The organism is Spiroplasma endosymbiont of Nebria brevicollis (assembly GCF_964030895.1).
Lineage (GTDB): Bacteria > Bacillota_I > Bacilli_A > Mycoplasmatales > VBWQ01 > Spiroplasma_E.
Window position 1 is genome coordinate 1,329,292 of sequence record NZ_OZ034986.1, and the last position, 22,050, is coordinate 1,351,341.

The 22,050-nt window shown below is 27.7% G+C and carries 36 protein-coding genes, 1 tRNA gene and 1 pseudogene; 27 read left to right on the plus strand and 11 right to left on the minus strand.

The features are described from left to right. Positions 1–13 precede the first annotated feature (13 nt). The 7 genes from AAHM98_RS07885 (at position 14) to AAHM98_RS07915 (ending at position 4,668) form a co-directional block, all read left to right on the plus strand. A complete protein-coding gene (locus tag AAHM98_RS07885) occupies positions 14–865 on the plus strand; it encodes an energy-coupling factor transporter transmembrane component T (protein ID WP_342276287.1) in 852 nt (283 codons plus the stop codon). Between the two features lie 153 nt (positions 866–1,018). Beyond that, positions 1,019–1,095 (plus strand) — tRNA-His (locus AAHM98_RS07890). 296 nt (positions 1,096–1,391) lie between these two features. Further along, complete coding sequence (locus tag AAHM98_RS07895) at positions 1,392–1,922, plus strand: DUF402 domain-containing protein (RefSeq protein ID WP_342276288.1); 531 nt, start codon at positions 1,392–1,394, stop codon at positions 1,920–1,922. 405 nt (positions 1,923–2,327) lie between these two features. Further along, complete coding sequence (locus AAHM98_RS07900) at positions 2,328–2,609, plus strand: hypothetical protein (RefSeq protein WP_342276289.1); 282 nt, start codon at positions 2,328–2,330, stop codon at positions 2,607–2,609. A 295-nt stretch (positions 2,610–2,904) separates the two neighbouring features. Then, the gene (locus AAHM98_RS07905; protein ID WP_342276290.1) at positions 2,905–3,270 is read left to right on the plus strand and encodes a hypothetical protein; all 366 of its coding nucleotides are present in this window, start codon (positions 2,905–2,907) and stop codon (positions 3,268–3,270) included. 223 nt (positions 3,271–3,493) lie between these two features. After that, positions 3,494–4,285 carry a hypothetical protein gene (locus AAHM98_RS07910; RefSeq protein ID WP_342276291.1) on the plus strand — a complete coding sequence of 264 codons (792 nt, stop codon included), beginning with the start codon at positions 3,494–3,496 and terminating at the stop codon, positions 4,283–4,285. A gap of 173 nt (positions 4,286–4,458) precedes the next feature. Next, entirely contained in the window at positions 4,459–4,668 is a 210-nt protein-coding gene (locus AAHM98_RS07915) for a hypothetical protein (protein ID WP_342276292.1), read from the plus strand. On the opposite strand, the gene AAHM98_RS07920 is transcribed toward AAHM98_RS07915, so the two are convergent. The 9 genes from AAHM98_RS07920 to AAHM98_RS07960 form a co-directional block, all read right to left on the minus strand. Further along, entirely contained in the window at positions 4,665–5,102 is a 438-nt protein-coding gene (locus AAHM98_RS07920; RefSeq protein ID WP_342276293.1) for a hypothetical protein, read from the minus strand. The genes AAHM98_RS07915 and AAHM98_RS07920 overlap by 4 nt on opposite strands. A 41-nt stretch (positions 5,103–5,143) precedes the next feature. Next, positions 5,144–5,494, minus strand: coding sequence for a hypothetical protein (locus AAHM98_RS07925; RefSeq protein ID WP_342276294.1), 351 nt, complete (start codon positions 5,492–5,494; stop codon positions 5,144–5,146). Between the two features lie 186 nt (positions 5,495–5,680). Further along, entirely contained in the window at positions 5,681–6,559 is an 879-nt protein-coding gene (locus AAHM98_RS07930; protein ID WP_342277261.1) for an IS3 family transposase, read from the minus strand. Continuing rightward, positions 6,560–6,844: a helix-turn-helix domain-containing protein gene (locus tag AAHM98_RS07935; RefSeq protein WP_342276295.1), complete on the minus strand. Its 285-nt coding sequence runs from the start codon at positions 6,842–6,844 to the stop codon at positions 6,560–6,562. 292 nt (positions 6,845–7,136) lie between these two features. Then, complete coding sequence (locus AAHM98_RS07940; protein WP_342276296.1) at positions 7,137–7,478, minus strand: hypothetical protein; 342 nt, start codon at positions 7,476–7,478, stop codon at positions 7,137–7,139. Between the two features lie 259 nt (positions 7,479–7,737). Beyond that, positions 7,738–8,184 carry a transposase gene (locus AAHM98_RS07945; RefSeq protein ID WP_342276297.1) on the minus strand — a complete coding sequence of 149 codons (447 nt, stop codon included), beginning with the start codon at positions 8,182–8,184 and terminating at the stop codon, positions 7,738–7,740. 397 nt (positions 8,185–8,581) lie between these two features. After that, complete coding sequence (locus AAHM98_RS07950; protein WP_342276298.1) at positions 8,582–8,968, minus strand: hypothetical protein; 387 nt, start codon at positions 8,966–8,968, stop codon at positions 8,582–8,584. A 79-nt stretch (positions 8,969–9,047) separates the two neighbouring features. Then, positions 9,048–9,218, minus strand: a complete 171-nt coding sequence (locus AAHM98_RS07955) for a ParA family protein (RefSeq protein WP_342276299.1) — start codon at positions 9,216–9,218, stop codon at positions 9,048–9,050. 537 nt (positions 9,219–9,755) lie between these two features. After that, positions 9,756–10,238 carry a hypothetical protein gene (locus tag AAHM98_RS07960; protein WP_342276300.1) on the minus strand — a complete coding sequence of 161 codons (483 nt, stop codon included), beginning with the start codon at positions 10,236–10,238 and terminating at the stop codon, positions 9,756–9,758. A 506-nt stretch (positions 10,239–10,744) separates the two neighbouring features. On the opposite strand from AAHM98_RS07960, the gene AAHM98_RS07965 reads away from it, so the two are divergent. The 4 genes from AAHM98_RS07965 to AAHM98_RS07980 all read left to right on the plus strand — a co-directional run bounded on the left by AAHM98_RS07965 (position 10,745) and on the right by AAHM98_RS07980 (position 12,534). After that, positions 10,745–11,272 (plus strand): hypothetical protein, encoded by a 528-nt coding sequence (locus AAHM98_RS07965; RefSeq protein ID WP_342276301.1) that lies wholly within the window; start codon positions 10,745–10,747, stop codon positions 11,270–11,272. A gap of 98 nt (positions 11,273–11,370) precedes the next feature. Continuing rightward, positions 11,371–11,655, plus strand: a complete 285-nt coding sequence (locus AAHM98_RS07970; protein ID WP_342276295.1) for a helix-turn-helix domain-containing protein — start codon at positions 11,371–11,373, stop codon at positions 11,653–11,655. A gap of 237 nt (positions 11,656–11,892) precedes the next feature. Continuing rightward, on the plus strand, positions 11,893–12,195 hold the full coding sequence (locus AAHM98_RS07975; RefSeq protein ID WP_342276302.1) for a hypothetical protein: 303 nt from the start codon (positions 11,893–11,895) through the stop codon (positions 12,193–12,195). Between the two features lie 75 nt (positions 12,196–12,270). Next, positions 12,271–12,534, plus strand: a complete 264-nt coding sequence (locus AAHM98_RS07980; protein ID WP_342277262.1) for an IS3 family transposase — start codon at positions 12,271–12,273, stop codon at positions 12,532–12,534. Here AAHM98_RS07980 and AAHM98_RS09075 read toward each other — a convergent pair. Next, positions 12,420–12,731 (minus strand): hypothetical protein, encoded by a 312-nt coding sequence (locus AAHM98_RS09075; RefSeq protein WP_425289587.1) that lies wholly within the window; start codon positions 12,729–12,731, stop codon positions 12,420–12,422. The genes AAHM98_RS07980 and AAHM98_RS09075 overlap by 115 nt on opposite strands. Beyond that, a complete protein-coding gene (locus AAHM98_RS07985) occupies positions 12,664–12,957 on the minus strand; it encodes a RepB family plasmid replication initiator protein (protein ID WP_342277263.1) in 294 nt (97 codons plus the stop codon). The genes AAHM98_RS09075 and AAHM98_RS07985 overlap by 68 nt, the downstream gene beginning before the upstream one ends. 271 nt (positions 12,958–13,228) lie before the next feature. Between AAHM98_RS07985 and AAHM98_RS07990 the strand changes: the two genes are divergently transcribed. The 16 genes and pseudogenes from AAHM98_RS07990 (at position 13,229) to AAHM98_RS08065 (ending at position 22,045) form a co-directional block, all read left to right on the plus strand. Beyond that, on the plus strand, positions 13,229–14,299 hold the full coding sequence (locus tag AAHM98_RS07990; RefSeq protein ID WP_342276303.1) for an SIR2 family protein: 1,071 nt from the start codon (positions 13,229–13,231) through the stop codon (positions 14,297–14,299). A gap of 624 nt (positions 14,300–14,923) precedes the next feature. Further along, positions 14,924–15,226: pseudogene (rpsJ, locus tag AAHM98_RS07995) on the plus strand (30S ribosomal protein S10); the annotation flags it as partial. A 110-nt stretch (positions 15,227–15,336) separates the two neighbouring features. Then, positions 15,337–16,029: a 50S ribosomal protein L3 gene (gene rplC, locus AAHM98_RS08000; protein ID WP_342276304.1), complete on the plus strand. Its 693-nt coding sequence runs from the start codon at positions 15,337–15,339 to the stop codon at positions 16,027–16,029. 23 nt (positions 16,030–16,052) lie between these two features. Then, positions 16,053–16,682, plus strand: a complete 630-nt coding sequence (gene rplD, locus AAHM98_RS08005; RefSeq protein ID WP_342276305.1) for a 50S ribosomal protein L4 — start codon at positions 16,053–16,055, stop codon at positions 16,680–16,682. A 1-nt stretch (position 16,683) separates the two neighbouring features. After that, the gene (rplW, locus tag AAHM98_RS08010) at positions 16,684–16,974 is read left to right on the plus strand and encodes a 50S ribosomal protein L23 (protein ID WP_342276306.1); all 291 of its coding nucleotides are present in this window, start codon (positions 16,684–16,686) and stop codon (positions 16,972–16,974) included. 24 nt (positions 16,975–16,998) lie between these two features. Next, a complete protein-coding gene (gene rplB, locus AAHM98_RS08015; RefSeq protein ID WP_342276307.1) occupies positions 16,999–17,862 on the plus strand; it encodes a 50S ribosomal protein L2 in 864 nt (287 codons plus the stop codon). Between the two features lie 14 nt (positions 17,863–17,876). Beyond that, entirely contained in the window at positions 17,877–18,155 is a 279-nt protein-coding gene (rpsS, locus tag AAHM98_RS08020) for a 30S ribosomal protein S19 (protein ID WP_342276308.1), read from the plus strand. A gap of 5 nt (positions 18,156–18,160) precedes the next feature. After that, complete coding sequence (gene rplV, locus AAHM98_RS08025) at positions 18,161–18,493, plus strand: 50S ribosomal protein L22 (protein ID WP_342276309.1); 333 nt, start codon at positions 18,161–18,163, stop codon at positions 18,491–18,493. 16 nt (positions 18,494–18,509) lie between these two features. Then, positions 18,510–19,295, plus strand: coding sequence for a 30S ribosomal protein S3 (gene rpsC / locus AAHM98_RS08030; protein WP_342276310.1), 786 nt, complete (start codon positions 18,510–18,512; stop codon positions 19,293–19,295). Between the two features lie 3 nt (positions 19,296–19,298). Further along, the gene (gene rplP, locus AAHM98_RS08035) at positions 19,299–19,778 is read left to right on the plus strand and encodes a 50S ribosomal protein L16 (protein ID WP_342276311.1); all 480 of its coding nucleotides are present in this window, start codon (positions 19,299–19,301) and stop codon (positions 19,776–19,778) included. Further along, positions 19,759–20,244 (plus strand): 50S ribosomal protein L29, encoded by a 486-nt coding sequence (gene rpmC, locus AAHM98_RS08040; RefSeq protein WP_342276312.1) that lies wholly within the window; start codon positions 19,759–19,761, stop codon positions 20,242–20,244. The genes rplP and rpmC overlap by 20 nt, the downstream gene beginning before the upstream one ends. 8 nt (positions 20,245–20,252) lie before the next feature. Next, positions 20,253–20,525 (plus strand): 30S ribosomal protein S17, encoded by a 273-nt coding sequence (gene rpsQ, locus AAHM98_RS08045; protein WP_425289612.1) that lies wholly within the window; start codon positions 20,253–20,255, stop codon positions 20,523–20,525. 22 nt (positions 20,526–20,547) lie between these two features. Next, complete coding sequence (gene rplN, locus AAHM98_RS08050) at positions 20,548–20,916, plus strand: 50S ribosomal protein L14 (protein ID WP_342276314.1); 369 nt, start codon at positions 20,548–20,550, stop codon at positions 20,914–20,916. Between the two features lie 13 nt (positions 20,917–20,929). Beyond that, entirely contained in the window at positions 20,930–21,277 is a 348-nt protein-coding gene (gene rplX / locus AAHM98_RS08055) for a 50S ribosomal protein L24 (RefSeq protein WP_342276315.1), read from the plus strand. 21 nt (positions 21,278–21,298) lie between these two features. After that, positions 21,299–21,856 carry a 50S ribosomal protein L5 gene (gene rplE / locus AAHM98_RS08060; RefSeq protein WP_342276316.1) on the plus strand — a complete coding sequence of 186 codons (558 nt, stop codon included), beginning with the start codon at positions 21,299–21,301 and terminating at the stop codon, positions 21,854–21,856. Between the two features lie 3 nt (positions 21,857–21,859). Continuing rightward, positions 21,860–22,045 (plus strand): type Z 30S ribosomal protein S14, encoded by a 186-nt coding sequence (locus AAHM98_RS08065; protein WP_308149531.1) that lies wholly within the window; start codon positions 21,860–21,862, stop codon positions 22,043–22,045. Positions 22,046–22,050 lie beyond the last annotated feature (5 nt).

Sequence of the window (22,050 nt, forward strand, 5' to 3'; positions counted from 1 at the left end):
GAGAAAAAGATTTATGAAAATTAGTTTTGGACGCTATTTACCATTAAACTCAATTATTCATCGTGTTGATCCAAGAATCAAATTGGTAGTTTTAATTTGTTTAATTGTTTCCATTTTTTTCCATACCGGTTTTGAAGGGTATGCCATTATTGGTGTTGCTGTTTTAACTATTTTCTTTTGTGCCAAATTACCACTTCTTATGTTATTTCGTTTAATGCGTCCTATTTTGTTTATGACAATAATATTATTTATGATTAACTGTTTTTTAGCAGGAAGTGGTCCTGAGGTTGGAATGATTTGACATTGAGGTGCGATTAAACTTTCTTATAAAGCGATTTTTGTCAGTCTTTATACGGGAGTTAGAATTTACTTAATGATTTTAATTACTACAATTTTAACAACGACAACGCAACCATTGGATTTAACATTAGCATTAGAAGACATTATGATGCCATTAAAAGTTATTAAATTCCCAGTTCATATTATTTCAATGATTATTTCTATTGCTTTACGTTCAATTCCTACGTTATTAGATGAAGCGGGAAGAATTTTAAAAGCACAAGCCTCGCGGGGTGTGGATTTAAAAAATGGGCATTTTAAAGAAAAAGTTAAATCATTAGTTTCATTAATTATTCCATTATTAGTATCTTCATTCCAAAAAGCCGAAGACTTAGCTTATGCTATGGACTCACGTGGCTATGACCCCCAAGGTAAACGTACCCGTTTTCGCCAATATCATATTGATTTTAAAGATATTTGTTTCTTTATTTTAGGAGTTGGAATACTAGCATTTATCATTAGTTATAGTATCCATCCAAATATTTTTTGACAAATTCCGTTTGTTGATAAGTATTATGCTATTTAGTAATTAAAAATGATAAAGAACCTTGTTATTATAGTTAAGTAGTACCAAGGTTTTTGGTTATAAAATTCTTATAATTATTTTGCGAATTTTTGTTTAAAATGCTTAAATTTATTGTATAATATTTAACGGTTTAATTTATTAAATACTAATATGGCGATCGTGGCGTAGCGGTCTAGCGCATCAGTTTGTGGAACTGACATTCGCGGGTTCGAATCCCGTCGGTCGCCCCATTTATAAAAAAGACATTTTGCTCCTTATGGAGTTTTTTTATTTTTAAAGTGTTAAACAGTTTAGTTTGTAAAAACTATTTATGTCAATTAGAGTGGGGTAAATCCTAATAGTAAGGATTAATTAAAAGTTTGAATATCTATAATAAAGTAGACCACAACATGAAATTAAAAATTATGTTGAAAAAGTTAAACAGTAATAGTTTATAAAGTAGTCTAAATCAATTGTTAATTGTAAAGCAATTGATGTTATAATTACTATGTTTTATAACTTGCAGAAAGTTGAGGTGATTTATTTCATGCACTTTAAAGAAGGGCAAATCCTTTCAATTCATGCATATAAGCATAATGGTGATTTATATCGTAGTTGAGATAAATCAATTGTGTTAGAAAATACTGAAGATTATTTAGTATTAGTAAATGAACATGTAACAATTACTGAAATTAATGGTCGTAAATGAACGACTGTTGATCCAGCAATTTGGTTATTCTTTCCTAATCAATGGTACAATATAATTTGTATGATTCGCAATGATGGTATTCATTATTATTGCAATATTGCCAGTCCTTTTATTTTAGACTGTCAAACTATTAAATACATTGACTATGATTTAGATATTAAAGTATTTCCTAACCGTACTTATAAATTATTAGATTTAAAGGAATTTAAAACTAATCGCAGAATATGAAAGTACCCTATTCCCTTACAAAATACGTTATGACAAAATATTAATAAATTAAAAAAAGATGTTAGAAAACACCAATCATATTTGTTTAATGATGAAGTCATTTTACAATATTGAGAAAAATATCAAAAACAAGGTTTATAACAAGAAGGTTGATAATGCCAACCTTTTTATTAAATTATTGTTAAAGATTTGCTAATGAATTACTAACACTTTTATTTATTTCTTCGGAGTCACTACTCTAAAGTCCTGTTAAAAACAAAGTTTTTAACAATATGATATTTTAACGGAATTATTGACTTAGCAATTAATAAATAAAGAATAGTGAAAACTAACCGTATTTTTATTAGTTTATAATCAAAATTCAATGGAAAAATTATTGAAAATCTTTTTATCCAACAAAAGGATAATTCCGTATTTTAATACCTTTATTCTAAATAATTTAAATTATTGTTTCAAAGTATATCATGAATTTTTCTGAAATTACAGGAAAATTTTGTTTTTACAGGTATAATAAAGTTATTAGTAATTTTTAAGTGGAGGCAGTTTATGGGCAACAAAAAAATTAATGGAGCAGATTATTTGCTATTGCTACTATACTTAAATAACAAAACTGATATTAAATCCGCGCTTAGACTAGTTAAAATGATGTTTTTATTTGAAAACGAAATTAATAAACAGTTAGTGGAAAAAGTCCCAGAGGAAAAGTTATCAAAATTTATGGCGTATAATTTTGGTCCTTGGTCTAAAGACTTATATGAACAATTAAATTTTTTTGAAAGTTTAGAATTTATTAAAAAAAGAGATTGAAGTTATTGAAGAAATGGGTAATTTTGATAATTTTTCTTATGAAGATGATATAGATTATGATCTAATTAATGATAAAGATTTAGAAGAAAATAAACAAAATATCATGTACACATATTCAATTTTGGAAAAGGGATAGAATATGTAGAAAAAGAAATATTGCCTTATATTTCAAAGAATGACAAGGATTTATTAGAAGCATTTAAGAAAAAAATATGTTCTCTAACTATTAAACAGATATTATATTATGTATACAAAAAGTATCCTGACTTTACAGTAAAGTCAGTTATTAAAGGAGAAGTAATAGGAAATAATTAGTATGACAGAATTTCATCAGCGAGAAGCTTATTTTAAAAAATTTAATAATATTGATACTTATAAAACTGAAGTACCAGTATATTCAAGATCGGTTGATGCTGTTATTTTAGATAAGAAATGTTCTAATTTATCAGCAATTGAATTTAAATTAACTAACTGAAAAAAAGTTATTGAACAGGCACAAAATATTAAAACTGCATTTGATTATATTTCAATTTGCTTAATGGAACCTAAAAGAAATAACACTAAATTATTGATTATTGAAGAATGTAAAAAATATGGAATTGGACTTATTTTTTCCAATTATATTAATGACTCCTATCTATTTGAAGAAATACTAAATCCAATAAAACAAGAGAAAATTTAAAGATTATTTTAATCTTGCAGTTTTTAATGCAAATATAGTAGTTCATAATTCAAAGGCTATCGCTGATTTAATTTCTACGTATAAAAAAGAGTATATTATTGATCCACAAACTCATCTATATTTTGTTCTATATCTTCAACAGAAACTCCACGTTCTTCTTCAATAATGATTTTTTGCAATCGAGGAGGCATTTGATCAAGATATAGAACAAAATATAGATGAGTTGACAAAGTATACGTATGATTTTCAATATAGTTATATTTCAAAATTTATTGATGAAAAAGAATATAGCAAATATTTGAAGTTTGCAAAAATTAGCATTCAACCTAAATATTTAATTGCTCCTTATTTTATGATTCGTTATAGTAGTGAAGCATTATCATGAATAAAAATTAATGCAAAATTATTAGATTCATTTTTAACGTTAAAAAATGAAGTTGATATAGCAGCAGAATTAATTATGGATAAAAATGTACTACAAAATCCTTTATTGATTAATGAAATCATTAATTCATATACTAAAGAAGGATATGACTATATTTTTATCTGAATAGATGATTTTAATTTTTTTAAGGATAATAGTAGTAAGTATTTTGAAGGATTTAAAAAATTAATTAATGGATTTAATGCTCTTGAAAAAAAAGTTGTTAACTTATATGGTGGTTTTGGTTGAATTTTACTTTGTCATCATGAATCAAAATATAAGTTATATGGAGTTGCACAATCTACAGGATATGGAGAATCAAGACCTATTACTCCTGTTGGAGGTGGATTACCAATTAATAAATATTATTTTTTACCATTACATGAAAGACTTAAAATGCAAGAAGCAATTGACATTTTAATTAAACAAGGTTATATGGAAAATGGTAAAAGTAATTCGAAAAATGCAGAAGAGTATTATAAAAATGTTTGTGATTGTAAACAATGTAGAGAAGTTATTAAAGATAATATTGAAAATTTTGAACAGTACAATCATTCTAATCCATTTGTAACTAAAAATAATATAAAGTAAAAATATGCCTACTCAAGATTCACTTGAAATTTCATCTAGACATTTTATGTATTGCAAAATTAAAGAGTGAGAAACTATTGATAGCAAGTCATATAAAGACATCATTAATATTTTAATTTCTAATTCAAAAAAATATCAATATAATTCTAATATGAAGTTATGGTGTGATTTTTTTGAAAAGTAATAAAATAATTATAGTGACAGGAGCAGGTTTTTCGGTGCCTGCTAATCTTCCAGTTCAAGAAAGTATAATTAATAAGCTTTTATCAAGAGAAGAGGAAAACATGGATTTTATGAATAGTGAAATTATAATAGATGATAGTGTTAATTTTTTAAAAGCTTATATGAATATAGAATTAATAGACCCAAAATTGGACATTTAATTCATTAAAAATTCTTTAATTTCATGAGTATATATTTGATTGAAATAAAGCAATGAAGTATTAGTAATATTAACTGACAAGTCAATAATTTGTTTATTTATCTTTATGTTTAGTTTCTTTTCTATTTGTGAAACTAAAGTTGGATTATCACTAATCACGCCGTAAAAGAAACTACCAAAACTAGTGTTTCAAAATGTAGAATCTGTGACACCATTTACATTTACAGCATTATATTGTTCAAATCTCACTGCTTTATCACTTTCATGACCTACAACAGGTCAAAATGAAATCTTTGTGATTTTTTCAATAGAAATGTTATAAGTTGGTGGATTTGGCTTAGGTGGTGTAGGAACATTTGCTGTACAATCAATTATTGTCATAGTTGGTAATGAGGTTAAACCTATAATTCCTAACAATTTTAAAATTAATCGCATATTTAAGACCTCATTATAAAATATATTGTGTATTGTATAATTTATTTTTGTTCAAATTCATTAATTATAAGCTCTATTATTGATCCGTTAGAAACACCCAATTTTTTAGACATTTCATCAATTTTAACTTGAACTGATTTTTTTAAATATATAGTCATATATGATTTTTTATCAATTGTTGTTTTAGGTAATTTAGCAACTAAATTTGCTAATTTAATATTTGTCGACTTAGACCCACTAGAAATATCTTTAATTGGTTCTTTAGTAATATGATCGTTGTTTATTGTTGTACTTTTAGAACTGTTGATACTATTTTTAATAATTTCAGCATTAGCTTCAGTACCTATATCATCAAAATTTGAGAATAAGTTAGATGTTGCTTTATTTGGCATTATAATACCCCTCTTTCAATTAGTTCTTGGTAAACGTGATAGTGTAAAAGTATGGTTTTCTACTTTCTCCAGTAGAATGGAAGGTATGCCCGTTATTTCGGCCTTTTTAAATTTTTGTTTTCTTTTGTGAACTTGTCAAGTAAAGTGGACAATAAAAAGAACCTTATATAATTATTATTATAAATGTTACATTAAATCTAATTTCATAGGAATAAACTTAATATTTGTTTGGGGATGAGATAATCGATATTCGATTGGACTCATTCCTTTTAATTTTGGTTGTGGTCGATGATTGTTGTAAAAATAAATATACTTAGGTAAATTTTCTTTAATTCATTCAATAGTTCGTTTTTTTCTTGGAATCTGATATAAGAATTCAGTTTTCATAGTTCCAAACCATGATTCTGTTGCTCCATTATCTGGAGAATTTCCTCTTCTGGACATTGATATTTTTATACCTAACGTATCACATAAAGTTTTATAAGAAGGGTTGGTATAATGAAAACCTTGATCTGATTGTAAAATTCATGTTTTATACTTTCCAACATTAACTCAAGCTTGAATAATATTTTTTGTTACAAATGACATATCTAAACTTGAACTTATTTTGTAATCTAATATTTCATTATTGTGAAAATCCTTAACGATTGATAAATAATACGTTTTACCATTAGTTAGTAAATAGGTTATATCAGTGCCTAATTTTTGATTTAAACCAGTAGTTGCAAAATTACGGTCTAATAAATTATCATATCTTAAACTGCCAGATTTTAACCTATAATCAAACTTCTTTGTTCTAATTTTGGATTTTAAACCCATATTTTTCATATACCTATAAACAATATGTGGTTGTATGTTTAACTTATAAATTTTCTTTATTCAACAACAAATCATGTTATAACCATAAATTTCTTTGAACGCATAAAATGTACTTTTAATTATATTAGCAATAAATGGAATCCATTTATTAAACTGTTTCATACCATTGTTAAGTCATTTATAATAACCAGATTTTGAAACTTTTAATAATTTACAAAGGTAATTAACTGGATTTTTTGTTTGTAATTAAGATATCGCCTGGCACTTTCCCTTTGTCGATATCTCTAAATACTTTTTTAGATAATTCATTACCTCAATATATTGAATTAGTTCTTCTTTAGTCATTTCATTTAAATCAAGAGTTTTAGGTCTACCTTGCCGTTTACCTTTTGATTGGATACCTTTTCCTGGAATAAGACTATCTTCACCTAAAGTTCTTATAGATTTGCGTCATCTTTTAATACTACTTTTATCAACATTTAATATTTTACTTGCAGTAATACAACCTAAACCTTCTACTTTTTTTAACATTTCTATTTTTTCTTCTTTTGAATATCATTTATGCAGAAAATGAACACCTCTCTCAATAAAGTTTTACCACAAAATGGTTCTTTTTTGTGTCTACTTTATTATAGGTGATCATTTTAAAGTCTTTTGTACCACTATTTGAAGCCATTTTTTAACTGTGTTATTTATATTAATTTGTTCATCTTTATATTTATTTAATATTTTATCTATTCTTGGCATACCCATCCTTATTTTTGAATTTCAGTTTCATATCTTTTTTTTATCTTCTAGTGCTAAATTTTGATATTTTGTTTTTTTACATTTGTGGTGAGTTTGGTTTAGTACTACTTGTTGAAGATTGTGGATTTTGTAAATCTATTGAATTTATTTCTTTTTCTTTAAAATATTCTAAAGTATCTATACCTTCTTCAAAAATATTACTAATTTCAGAATCTTTAGATACTTTTCTGTAAATTTTATTTGAAACAATATTTTCTATTTCTTCTCTAATTAATGTCAGAATTTTTTTTAAATCTAAAAAACAATTATTTTTTAGATTTATTTTTTTATCATATTCTTTAACAAATTCTATTTTTAATTGTTTAAGTTTATCAATGTTTTTACAATTGTTATCAAAATTTATATCATATTTATTCAAATCTATTTGAATTTTTTCTATTTCTTTCTTATTTTTTTCTTTTAATTTTTCAATTTGATTTATTTTGATTTTTATTTTCTTATTTTTATTATAAAGACCAAAAGTGATTATTTTTAATAAAATATGGCTTTTATCCCTTTATGTACTTTTTTAAATTTTATCACATAAACAAGAATAAAAGCCTACCTAGGAAATTATCCCCGCATGTACTTATAGTAAGCACAAAATCAGGGTTTCAAAAGTTAGAAGTTTATTAAACTTATATGCATATTCTTTGGCATATAAGTGAATGTTTTCTTTTGAAACCCTGACATGAGTTTCTGAAAGTCTTCCTCAAATGTTTTCACACTGACTCAATTTGATTTGTGTTGACACCATTTGATGACACATAACCAAATTGATGATATCCTTTTCAAGAATCAGTAAACAATGGACAGCTAACAGAAATGTGCTGCAAAGCAAACTTCAAAAGGTTTTTCTTGTCTGCTTTTTTTAAAACTTTCACAATTAAATTATTGGTTGTTTTTTCATAAATGCCAACAATCAATGTTTTATTCAACAAAGATCTCCCTTGTTTTTTTGAACCCATATATGAAAGAAACATTTCATCCATTTGTGGAATGCCATTGACAATGAGTTGTGATTCTTGTTTTGCAATTCTATTTCTGATTTCATGACCCATTCTTCAAGCTGTTTTATAAGTCACACCTAATTCTTTTGTAAGATCTGTTGCAGGTATGCCATGCTTGGTGTTTATTCATCTAAAGATAAGATAAAATCAAAATGTCAATTTGGTTTGTGACTTATAAAAAATGGTGCCATGTAAGATGCTAAATGTTTGATGACATTTCAAACATCTTATTCTTCTAAAATCAGAAACATTTAGACATTTGGTGTCACACTTGATACATTTAATTGTTTTCAAACTTGCGATATATTTTAAACAATCTTTTTCTGTTTGAAAACTGTTGTTGAACTCGTTGAGTTTCATTTTTTCTTCCACAAATACATGCGGGGATAATTTCCTAAAATATTTTTAAATTTTCCATATTTTTTTTGTTCTAAATTTGTTATTTCTTTATTTAAATTTAATATTTTTTCATTTAAATATCATCATTATCAGTATTAATAGCATACATGTTTTTATTAAAATTCTCAACTTCTGAATTTTTTCATTTTAAGTTAAAATTTATGCTTTTCTTTAATTCATTTTTAAAATAGGTAAAGCAATCCTCTAATTCTTTAAGTTGTTCAGCATGAGTAAATCTAAATTTATCTTCTTTTAGTAATAATTTTGTATATATTATTGCATATTTTTTCATTTTTTCATCTAAATTAACTACTAATTTGCTATTAAATCAAAATAAATCATTCATTTCTGTATCCTCATGATACACATATAAAGACTTTGTTCGTGATGTATTGAGTAAATCTTCATGAAAAAACCAATTTATATTATCTAACTTAAATTTTTCTAATTCTTTTTTCATATTTAACCTCCACATATTTTTTTCATTTGACACTATAATTTTACAATATTTCTGCAATAAATTCTTCATATGCTTGTTTTTAACGTCAATTATATTCTGGGTTACTAAAATTTAAAGTAAGGGTTGCTTGTGGGTCTAAATCAATAACCAATACTTTGTGATTTTTTAAAGCAAGCGTGGTTGATAGATTAAAAACAAAATTTGTTTTTCCTACACCACCTTTAAGAACTGCTACTGTAATAATTTTCATTAGTAATTACCTCCAAATATATGTTGTATTTATATTTTGTATTATAACTTACACAATATATTGTGTATTGTATGCTGTAAAATATATTTTATACGATAGTTATAAACATTCCAGATTTAATTAATAGGTGGTAAAGAAAATGTTTAGGCTGAAAAACTGCAAAAGAAGTTTATGAAAATAATTTACCAATTCCTGATCAAAGTAAGTTAAAATTAATGTACAAAATGATTAGAAAAATTATTAGATTAAACACGAATTAGTCTTAACTTAAATTTTCGCACTTGGGATAACAATAAATGAACAAAAAAATTAATAATTTAAATTTAATGTTTACTTTTAATAAATAAATCAATAGCCAATAAAATAATAAATATAACCAATGATTATGAAATTTTAAAAAATAGGCAAACAATAGAAATATTTAATGATATCTAAAAACTACTCAATTGAGTAGTTTTACTTTGCTTCTTCAATTTTTACTGTCATTTTTTGATGTTCAAAAATAGCTGTTGCTTTTTTCGGTTTTTTCTTATTTTTTTACATTTGTGGTGAGTTTGGTTTAGTATTACTTGTTGAAGGTGGATTTTGAAATGAATTAATTTCATTTTTGCAATTTAATGAAAAAGTTTTATTTAAATTTAAATTTTCAGGTTTAAAATTTCTTCTTGTTATTAAACAAGGTTTATTTGATAATAAGTTAATTTGTTTAAATATTTCATTTTTATTAATTAAAAATTTTCTTTCTTGTTTTTTATTTTGAAAAATAGGTGATTGATTAATATAATTTGAACCTAAATTAATAAATTTTTGTTTTTCATCAACTAATCTATTTTTTCACATAAGACCAAATAGTTCTTTAAGAGACTCTTTATCAAGACCATCAAATTCTGGTTCTCCGTTATCGTTACATTTGAATTTAGATTTTTCTATAAAATCAATCATTTTTTTAGTTTTTCTTAATTCTTTAAATATTACTTTATGAGTATGTTTGTACATTTGTTGAAATATATTTTTATTCATAATATCTTCCTTTCAAAATAAAAACCCATTTACTTTTAAAACAAAGCAATGAGTTAAAAAACTATATTAATTTGCATAAATTAATTATACATAATTAAAACAGAAAAAGAACTAAAAACAGAAAGTTACCGAGAAAAAGGATATCCCGACTTATTAGTCCACTATGAAAATAAAGTCATGATTATTGAATTTGAAAGAACTAGAAAAACCAAACAACGAATGAGAATAAAATTTGATGGACTGCGACACTATTGTAAAAACGGATACGATGTTTTATTTCTAATTCCCAACGAAAGTATAAAAAAAATTTGTTGATGAACAAATTAAAATTTACAATTGAAAACTAGGAACTTTCAAAACCCAAATATTCAATTTTGGTTAAAACTTAACTAATTGTAAAATACACAAAATTTGATAACATGTAGTTGTTATTCAATATATAAGTTTTTACCCATTGCTTTGTTTTAAAAGTAAATGAGTTTTAATGTTCAAAAGGAGATATTAACATGACAGACAAAAATAAATCACAAATATTTCAGCAAATAACAAAACAACAAGATATTAAAGATATTTTAAATCAACCAAATGCTACCTTTAAAAATAATAGAGAAAAAGATAAACAAAGACACGGCGGATTAACAATAAAATTTTCTACTAATACTAATTATAAACAATCAAAAGTAGTAATTAATGATAAATTAAGTAATTCTGATACAGATAGAATTTTTATTGACTTCAAATCAAATACTAAAGAAGTAGCAACACAAACCGAAACTACTGAAGTAAAAATTACTGATAATTTCACAAAATCATATAATACTTTAACAATTTTAGAAGATAAAAAAATATTAAGCACAAGAAAGGAAATTTTTAACTTAGAAAAACAATTAAAAATTCAAAAAGAAGAATATGATAATTTAAACTCAAATTGAATTCAGATCGTTAATAATCTTTCAGAAAATGAATATTATGAACTTAACTTTTTGAACAATAAGTTAGAAAAAATGATAAGCAGTAAAACTGATCACCTATAATAAAGTAGACACAAAAAAGAACCATTTTGTGGTAAAACTTTATTGAGAGAGGTGTTCATTTTCTGCATAAATGATATTCAAAAGAAGAAAAAATAGAAATGTTAAAAAAAGTAGAAGGTTTAGGTTGTATTACTGCAAGTAAAATATTAAATGTTGATAAAAGTAGTATTAAAAGATGACGCAAATCTATAAGAACTTTAGGTGAAGATAGTCTTATTCCAGGAAAAGGTATCCAATCAAAAGGTAAACGGCAAGGTAGACCTAAAACTCTTGATTTAAATGAAATGACTAAAGAAGAACTAATTCAATATATTGAGGTAATGAATTATCTAAAAAAGTATTTAGAGATATCGACAAAGGGAAAGTGCCAGGCGATATCTTAATTACAAACAAAAAATCCAGTTAATTACCTTTGTAAATTATTAAAAGTTTCAAAATCTGGTTATTATAAATGACTTAACAATGGTATGAAACAGTTTAATAAATGGATTCCATTTATTGCTAATATAATTAAAAGTACATTTTATGCGTTCAAAGAAATTTATGGTTATAACATGATTTGTTGTTGAATAAAGAAAATTTATAAGTTAAACATACAACCACATATTGTTTATAGGTATATGAAAAATATGGGTTTAAAATCCAAAATTAGAACAAAGAAGTTTGATTATAGGTTAAAATCTGGCAGTTTAAGATATGATAATTTATTAGACCGTAATTTTGCAACTACTGGTTTAAATCAAAAATTAGGCACTGATATAACCTATTTACTAACTAATGGTAAAACGTATTATTTATCAATCGTTAAGGATTTTCACAATAATGAAATATTAGATTACAAAATAAGTTCAAGTTTAGATATGTCATTTGTAACAAAAAATATTATTCAAGCTTGAGTTAATGTTGGAAAGTATAAAACATAAATTTTACAATCAGATCAAGGTTTTCATTATACCAACCCTTCTTATAAAACTTTATGTGATACGTTAGGTATAAAAATATCAATGTCCAGAAGAGGAAATTATCCAGATAATGGAGCAACAGAATCATGGTTTGGAACTATGAAAACTGAATTCTTATATCAGATTCCAAGAAAAAAACGAACTATTGAATGAATTAAAGAAAATTTACCTAAGTATATTTATTTTTACAACAATCATCGACCACAACCAAAATTAAAAGGAATGAGTCCAATCGAATATCGATTATCTCATCCCCAAACAAATATTAAGTTTATTCCTATGAAATTAGATTTAATGTAACATTTATAATAATAATTATATAAGGTTCTTTTTATTGTCCACTTTACTTGACAAGTTCAGTTAGATACAAGGTTTATTTCTTTAAGAGCTTTATTAATTGTGTCTCGTTCAAACGCACCTCGATTAAATTTACCGCTCTGAACATAAGTCTCTTGGTTTAATCCTAATAATTCTTTCAATTTTTGTATAATAATCAATAAATTGTTCTAAATATGGCATAAACTTTGGATTTAATGATACTTCAAAATAAGGTTCCTTCTTCCTTCATTCAACATTATATATTACCACTCCTTTTGAACTTATTTTATCATTATCAATTTCAATAAATGTTTTTAAAATTAAACTATTTGCAATAGCATTATATCTTTGATATTTACTATCACCTTTCAAATTTAGTCTTTCAAAAAAATCAACTTTGTTAATTAGAAAAGTTGTTGGATTTTTTTAAAAGGTGCTAAAAGCGTAAAAATTAAATGCAATGCTTTTTGTTCCTCTAGAGTTAATTTGCTATATTTTCTAGCTAACTCGTTAGCATATTTAATTATCACTCCATCATATCTGTTTTTCTTATCATTTTCTTTTTTTTCAAACTACACCCATAATTTCTCCTTAATTTATTTTTAAAATTATTAAAGATAATAATGTTATATCATGGATTTAATATTATATGTATTTCTAAAATAAATACTCATACTTGGACTGCCGTGTACCACATACCATATATGAATATATAGATGTTGTTTTATTTATATTAAAAAGCTATTTTAGAGTTGATGTAGCAAAAAATGAAGATGAATATAACAAGATATTAGTATGAAATAATAGTGATAATGACAGGTTATATTCTGAATTATTAAAATGTAAAGAAGAATTGAGAAGAAAGTTAGAAGGTGGAGAACATATTTCATTAGAAGATATATTTACTATTTTCGATAAGGCAATAGATTTTCGTAACCAATTAAATGGATTTGATTATTCTAAAATAAGTATAATTAAAAATTCTTTAATGCTATTATTCATATATTATTTTAATGATGAAAACAATAAGCATAATTTTAAAACAAAAGATTACTTGGATGTTATTACTTACATAAAATCATCTAATAATGATATTTCTATAATTACTACAAACTGGGATTGTATTTTTGAAAATTATCTTGAAAAAAATGACTTAAATATTAATTATTGTTTTAATAAATCTTATTATAAGATTTTTGGTGATAAACATAAACAAGATAAAGATATCAAAGAAATTCCTTTTATAAAAATACATGGTTCAGTGAATTGATTTTCATGTATTTCATGTGGGACATTAATTATATTTAATGATCAAAAGAAAGCGGATTGTATTTTTGATGATTCTTTAATGAAAACTTGCGAAAAGTGTAGTTGTACTTCTGATAGAAGTAGTCTTAATCAATTAGAACCAAAATTATTTACTCCAACAATGTTTAAAGAATTATCATCACAATTATTTTCTAATGTATGAAAATTTGCATATGATGAATTATTAGAAGCAAAAAAAATAATTTTTTTAGGATATTCATTTCCTCTTTCAGATTTTGAATTTAGATATTTAATAAAACGTAGCATTCAAAGAAATATTGAAATAGATGTTGTCTTATGAGAGACAGATAATCCTAAAAAATACCTAATGAATATAATTATATTAATAAAATGTTGCCTGAACAAAGGTTTAGAGATATTTTTTCTGGTCATAACATTAATTTTTATTATACTGGGTTTGGAAATTATTTCGCCTTAATTTTAAAAAGAAATAGCAGACATGTTTAGAAAAAACCAATTTGAAATTACACCTAATTTATCAATAAATGAAATCGAAATTATTGACTTAACGGATAATGAATAAAAATAATGAAAATTAACAGCATTTTTATTACTTTATAATTAGAATTCAATGGAAAAGTTACCGAAAATCATTTTTTATCCACCAAAGCGATAATTCCGAATGAAATTATAAATTTTGTTCTTGAACAATCTACTGAATATATAGCAAAAAGGAACCAACAATAATAAAAAATAATACAGAATCAATAAAATCATCTAACAGTTTAGAACAGGAACTTTCTAACCAAAAGCCAACAACTGTTTGTACTAAGAATAGTATAAGTAATTAAAAACTATTTAAATAAACTACCACCTTATAAGTTGATAGTTTATTTTTATTATTTCATGAAAATAACCTTAAATTTACTATATAAAAATATTTTTATTTTTTTCTAATTTGCTATTCCCTTCACTACTACACTATGCTATACTTACAAAGCATGGTTGTTATGTATCAATGCTGATACGCTGATATAAGTTGTCATTATATCACATGTTTTGTTCTTTATTTTATTAATTCGTTCTAAGGAGGATATAGCCAATGGCAATCATAGGAGACAAAGTAAAAATTCGTTTAGAAAGTTACGATCACTCAGCACTTGACCAAATAGCACAAAAAATCAAAGAAGTGTTAAAAAAAGAAGGTGCTGCAGTAGTAGGGCCAGTTCCATTACCAACTAATAAAGAAATTTTCACAATTCTTCGTTCACCACATAAACATAAAGATTCACGTGAACAATTTGAGAAGAGAACTCACAAAAGAATGATTGGTGCCCAATTGTCACCAAAATCTTTAAATGCACTAAGTGGAATCACAATTCCTAACAGCGTAAGTATCTCTTTGATTATCGAATCTAAAGATGAAAAAAAATCAACTTTAAACCAAGCACCCAAAAAAGTTAATAAGAAAAAAGCGTAAATCAAAAGATTTACGTTATTCCATAGGAGGAAATTATGAAAGGAATCTTAGGTAAGAAACTAGGAATGTCACAAGTTTTCTTAAACAACGGACAACTAGTTCCAGTAACAGTTATCGAAGTACAACCAAACGTAGTAAGTCAAGTTAAAACAGATGTAAAAGATAAATACAACAGTTTACAACTTGCAGCTTTTGACCTTCGTGTTACTTTATCAAATCAACCAGAAATCGGGCACTTTAAAAAGGCCGATAGTCAACCTAAGCGCTTCGTGAGAGAAATTCGTAACATGGTCGGATTTAATCATAAAGATCTTATTAGCGTTGCCGACGTATTCACTGCCGGTGAATTCGTTGATGTTCAAGGAACTTCAAAAGGTAAAGGATTTTCAGGACGTATTAAACGCCATAACCAATCACGTGGTCCAATGGGACACGGGTCTGGATTACACCGTCAGATGGGTTCTACAGGATCAATTAACGCTAACCGCGTGTTCAAATCACAACCAATGCCAGGGCAAATGGGAAATGTTACACGTAGTGTTGCCAACTTAGAAGTTATTAAAGTGGATAGAGAAAATAATTATATTTTAGTTAAAGGTTCAGTTCCAGGACCAAAACTAGGATTCCTTGTTATTAAACAAGCAGTTAAAAAATCAGTTCCCAAAACACCAGTAGAATTAGTTGTTAGAAATCAAGAATCAACAGTTAATCCTGCCGATGGACAATAAAGTTAATTATGGAGGATAGCAAAATGAAAATTAATGTTGTTAACAACGCTGGAACAAAAGTTAGCGAATTAACTTTAAATGAAAAAATTTGAGGAATTGAACCACACAAGCAAGCACAATTTGATAGTTTATTAAGTTACAATGCTTCTAAACGTCAAGGAACACACGCTGTAAAAAGTCGCGCCGAAGTTGCTGGTGGAGGAAGAAAGCCATGAAAACAAAAAGGTACAGGTAATGCCCGTCAAGGATCAATCCGTTCACCACAATGAAAAGGTGGGGGAATTGTCTTTGGACCAACACCTGATCGTAATTACTTAATTGGTTTACCAAAAAAAGTAAGAAGATTAGCCTTAAAATCAGCGCTAGCTGCTAAGTTTCAAAATTCAAACATGATGGTAATTGATGATTTAAAATTTGAAAAACCATCAACTAAAACTATGTTAGAAACTTTAACAAATTTAGAATTAGCAAACAACAAAACTTTAGTTATTACTGGAACAAGCAATAAAGAGTTAGTTATCAAATCAGGTCGCAATTTACCTAGAACAACAACAATTGCTGCTACAAGCATTAATATTTACGATTTACTAAATGCTAAAAAAGTTTTATTTACTACTGAAGCAATCAAAATCGTTGAGGAGGCTTTAATTTAATATGCATTTAAGTGAAGTTATAAAACAACCGATATTAACTGAAAAAACTTACAAACAAATGGCTGAAGGCACATACACTTTCACTGTTAACCGTAAGGCTAATAAAAGTCACATTAAAAAAGCTTTCGAACAAATTTTTGAAGTTAAAGTCTCTTCCGTTAATATTATTAATAGTAAACCAAAAACAAAAACTGTTGGACGATTCGTTGGAAAAACGCAAGCAGTTAAAAAAGCTCTGATTAAATTAGCTCCTGGTGAACAACTAAGTCTGTTTAGTTCTGAAGAACAATAATGAGCTTGGAAGGAGAAATATATTATGGCAATTAGAAAAATTAATCCCATTACCCCAGGTCAACGTAATATGACAATACTTGATTACAAAAAAAACTTAACTATTGATAATAGTCCTGAAAAATCATTATTGGTAAATTTAGTTAAACAAGGTGGTAGAAATAACCAAGGTAAAATTACAACAAGACACCAAGGTAATGGCCACAAACGTAAATACCGTATTATTGACTTTAAACGTAATAAAGACAATATTGTTGGAACAGTTAAAACAATTGAGTACGATCCAAACCGTAATGCTAACATTTGTTTAATTTTTTACCTTGATGGTGAAAAACGTTACATCTTAGCTCCAAAAGGAATTAAGGTAGGCGACAAATTATTAAGCGGTGAAAACAGTGATGTTGTTAAAATCGATATCATTGTTGGGAACTGTCTACCATTATCACAAATTCCACAAGGAACAGTTGTTCACAACGTGGAATTAAAACCAGGAAAAGGTGGACAAATGGCACGTAGTGCTGGTGGAAGCGTTCAAATCCTTGGTCGTGATGAAAGTGCTAAATATACTTTATTAAAACTTAGCTCAGGTGAAGTTAGAAAAGTATTAAGCAACTGTCGTGCAACCATTGGTGTTGTTGGTAATGAAGACTTTAACTTAGTTAATATTGGTAAAGCTGGAAGAAACCGTTGAAAAGGTATCAGACCAACTGTTCGTGGTAGTGTTATGAACCCTAACGACCACCCACATGGAGGAGGAGAAGGTAAAGCTCCAATCGGAAGAAAAGCCCCTGTCACACCATGAGGTAAAAAAGCATTAGGATTAAAAACTCGTGATACTAAAAAAGCATCAAACAAATTAATCGTCCGAAGACGAAATGCAACAAAGTAGGAGGGAAATAAAATATGGCAAGATCTTTAAAAAAAGGACCCTTTGCAGATAGTCATCTATTGAAAAAAGTGGAAGTCCAAAATAAAAATAAATCAAAAAAAATTATTACAACATGATCTCGTAGATCAACAATTTTCCCTGAATTTGTTGGCCAAACCTTCGGAGTACACAATGGAAAAACTCACTTACCAGTCTATGTAACAGAAGATATGGTTGGTCATAAATTAGGAGAATTCGCACCCACACGTAAATTTGGTGGTCACGGTTCTGACAAGAAAAACGTTAGGAGATAGAACTTATGGAAGCAAAAGCTCATTTAGACAAATTACGCATTAGTCCCAGAAAAGTGCGTTTAGTAGCTGATTTAGTTCGTGGTAACGCTGTTGCTAAAGCTCTAGTAATTCTAGCTCACGAACAAAAACGCTCAGCAAAACCAATTACTAAACTAATCAACTCAGCTGTGGCAAACGCCGCAAACAATCATGGAATGGAAGCCGATAGACTAAGAATTAAAGAAATCTTTGTTAATGAAGGTCCGACTATGAAGAGATTTATGCCCCGTGCTCATGGTAGAGCATTTCAAATCTTAAAAAGAACAAGCAAAATCACTATTGTGGTTAGCGACAATTAGGAGGTAAATAAGCAATATGGGTCACAAAGTTAGTCCAAACGGATTAAGATATGGTATTAACAAAGATTGACAATCACGTTGATATGCAACTAATGATGAAGATTTAGCAAAATGAATTTTAGAAGACCACAAGATTAGAGGAGCATTATTTGCTCACTTAACAACTTCAGGAGTTTCTAAAATTGAAATTGAAAGAACTAAATCACAAATTATCTTATTTATCCACTGTGTTCGTGTTGGTTCAGTCTTAGGGCAAGGCGGAGCAAACATTGAAGTCTTAACAACACTTGTTCGTAAAACAATTAAAAACCGTAAAATTGGTATTAGAATCAATGTTATGGAAATTAAAAACCCCGATATCGATGCACAAATTATTGCTAATACATTAGCACAACAAATTGGTGCTCGTATGTCACACCGTACAACTCAAAAATTAGCAATTCGTAAAGCACTTCGTGCTGGAGCAAAAGGAATCAAAACTCGTGTTTCAGGAAGACTTGGCGAAGCTGATATGGCTCGTGAAGAAGGTTATTCAGAAAGCAGTGTCCCACTAGCAACATTACGTAGTAATATTGACTATGCTACTGCTACTGCTAAAACAACTTTCGGTCAAATTGGAATTAAAGTTTGAGTATATAAAGGTGAAATTCTTACTGGAAAAGATACAACACAACCAGAAATTCTTTCAAAATACAACCAAAGACCAAATAACAACAGACGTCCAAATATTAACCGTTCAAACGATAACAATCGCTCAAACACTACTAACAAACGTCCCCAAGCAACTAAGGAGGTAAGGTAAGAAATGGCTATTCCTAAAAGATATAAACACTCTTGCGTTCACCGTCTAAGTTACGAAGGAACAGCAAAAGGATGTAAAACCGTTGCTTTTGGAACTTATGGATTACGTGCTGAAGATGGTTCTTACATTACAGAAAGACAAATCGAAGCAGCCAGAATTGCGATGACACGTTATATGAAACGTGGTGGAAAAGTTTGAATTAGAATTTTTCCCCAATTGCCAATTACACGTAAACCAGCAGAAGTACGTATGGGTTCTGGAAAAGGTTCAATCGACCATTGAGTTGCCGTTGTAAAAAAAGGTACAGTAATGTTTGAAGTATCATATCCAAATGAAGCAACTGCGCGCGAAGCACTACGCTTAGCAATGCATAAGTTGCCAATTAAATGTAAAATTGTTACTAGAGAAGTAACGCAAGAAATAAATCCTGTTAATCAATTAACAACAGAATTGGGTGAAGCAAATGGAAATGCAAGTAATTAAAAAAAAGCCAACTTTAGAATTACAACAAGACGAAGAAACACTTCGTGTACAATTGTTTGCTTTACGTATTCAAAAAGCGTTAGGTAAACTAGAAGCACCTCACATGATTAATAATCTTCGTAAGGACATTGCACGTATTAAAACTGAATTAAGTTTAAGATCTCTAAATGGCGAAACAATAAAACCATTAAATATTAACAAAATGGTTTTAGTAGAAGACAAAAAAGAAATTAAAAAAACAAAAAAAACTGCTAAAGTTGAAAAAAAAGCAACCAAAGCACAAGATACTAATTCAACAGAAACTGTTGAAAATGTAGAAACAAAAGAAGTAACTAAAGCAAAACCTGCTGTTAAAAAAGTTGCTACTAACAAAAAGACAGTAAAACCAAAAACTACAGCACCTAAATCAGCATCTAAAACATCATCATCTAAAAAAACTACTAAACCACAGGAGGACAAAGCATAATGACAAATATTGTTCCAAATAAACAACGTAAAACCTTCATCGGAATCGTAAGTTCAAACAAAAGTGATAAAACTATCACTGTTGTCGTTGAAACTTCAAAACGTCACCCAATGTATGGTAAAAGTTTTAAATCAACTAAAAAATATCATGCCCATGATGAAAATAACCAAGCCCAAATCGGTGATAAAGTTGAAATTATTTCATCTCGTCCCTTATCAGCTCTAAAACGTTTCCGTTTGTTAAAAATCATTGATTCTAAAACAATCGTTAAAAAAGCTTAATTAAACCAGGAAGACAAAAGATATGTTACAAAATCTATCGTGAGCCAATGTGGCTGACAACACTGGCATTAAAGAAGTTATGGTAATTAGAGTAATGGGTGGAAGTACCAAAAAATTCGCTAAGATTGGTGATATTGTAGTATGTTCTGCAAAATCAGTAACACCAAATAGTGCTATCAAAAAAGGGCAAGTTATTAAAGCAGTTGTTGTGCGTAGTAAATTCGGTGTGAAACGTGATGATGGTTCAGTTGTAAAGTTTGATGATAACGCCGTTGTCATTATTAAAGAAGATAAAACACCACGTGGTACGAGAGTATTTGGTGTCTTAGCTCGTGAAGTTAAAGATCGTGGTTATAACAAAATTGCTTCTTTAGCAGAAGAAATTGTTTAGGAGGATTGAGTAAATGGCAAGCAAAAAGAAACCAGTTATTAGTCTTGATACTAAATTAAAAAAAGGCGACCAAGTTAAAATTATTGCTGGAAAACATAAAGGTCATACTGGTCCTATTATGCAAGTACTTCGTGAAACTAACCGCGTTATTATTGAAGGAATTATGTCTAAGAAAAATAAAAAGCCAACCCAAAATGATCAAGAAGGTGGAATTATGGAAGTTAAGGCTAGCATTCACATTTCAAACGTCATGATTATTGAAGGAAAAGCAAAAGATAAAAAAACAACTAAAATTGGGTACATCATTAAAGATGATAAAAAAATTCGTGTATCACGACGTTCTAATGCAGAACTACGCTAATAAAGGAGTAACAGAATAAAAATGAATCGTTTACAAGAAAAATACAATAAAACTATTATTCCGCAACTGCAAAAAGAACTAAATTTTAAATCAATCATGCAAGTACCTAAAATTGAAAAAATTGTTATTAACATTGGTGTGGGAGATGCAAGTGCCAATCCCAAAGCCATTGATAAAGCAGTAGCAGAATTAGCAAAAATTACTGGTCAAAAACCAGTAGTTACTAAAGCCAAAAAATCAATTGCTGGTTTGAAGTTAAGAGCAGGAATGCCAATCGGATGTAAAGTTACATTACGAGGACAAAAAATGTATGAATTCCTTGACAAATTTATCGCAATTTCTTTACCAAGAATTCGTGACTTCCAAGGTTTATCAGCAAAAGCTTTTGACCAAAATGGTAACTATACTGTTGGAATTAAAGAACAAATCATTTTCCCAGAAATTAACTACGAAGAAGTAGATAAAGTTCGCGGTATGGAAATAACAATCGTTACAACAACCCCTGATAATTCAACAGCATTTATGTTATTGAAAAAAATGGGATTACCATTTAAAAAATCAGGAAAGCAGGAGGGATAACAGATGGCAAAGACTTCATTAAAAATAAGACAAGCCCGTAAACCAAAGTTTAGTACACAAGCATACACACGTTGTCAAAAATGTGGCCGTCCTCATGCGGTTATTCGTAAGTTTATGTTATGCCGTATTTGCTTTCGTGGTTTAGCATACCAAGGACAAATCCCTGGTATTAGAAAAGCATCATGATAGGAGGT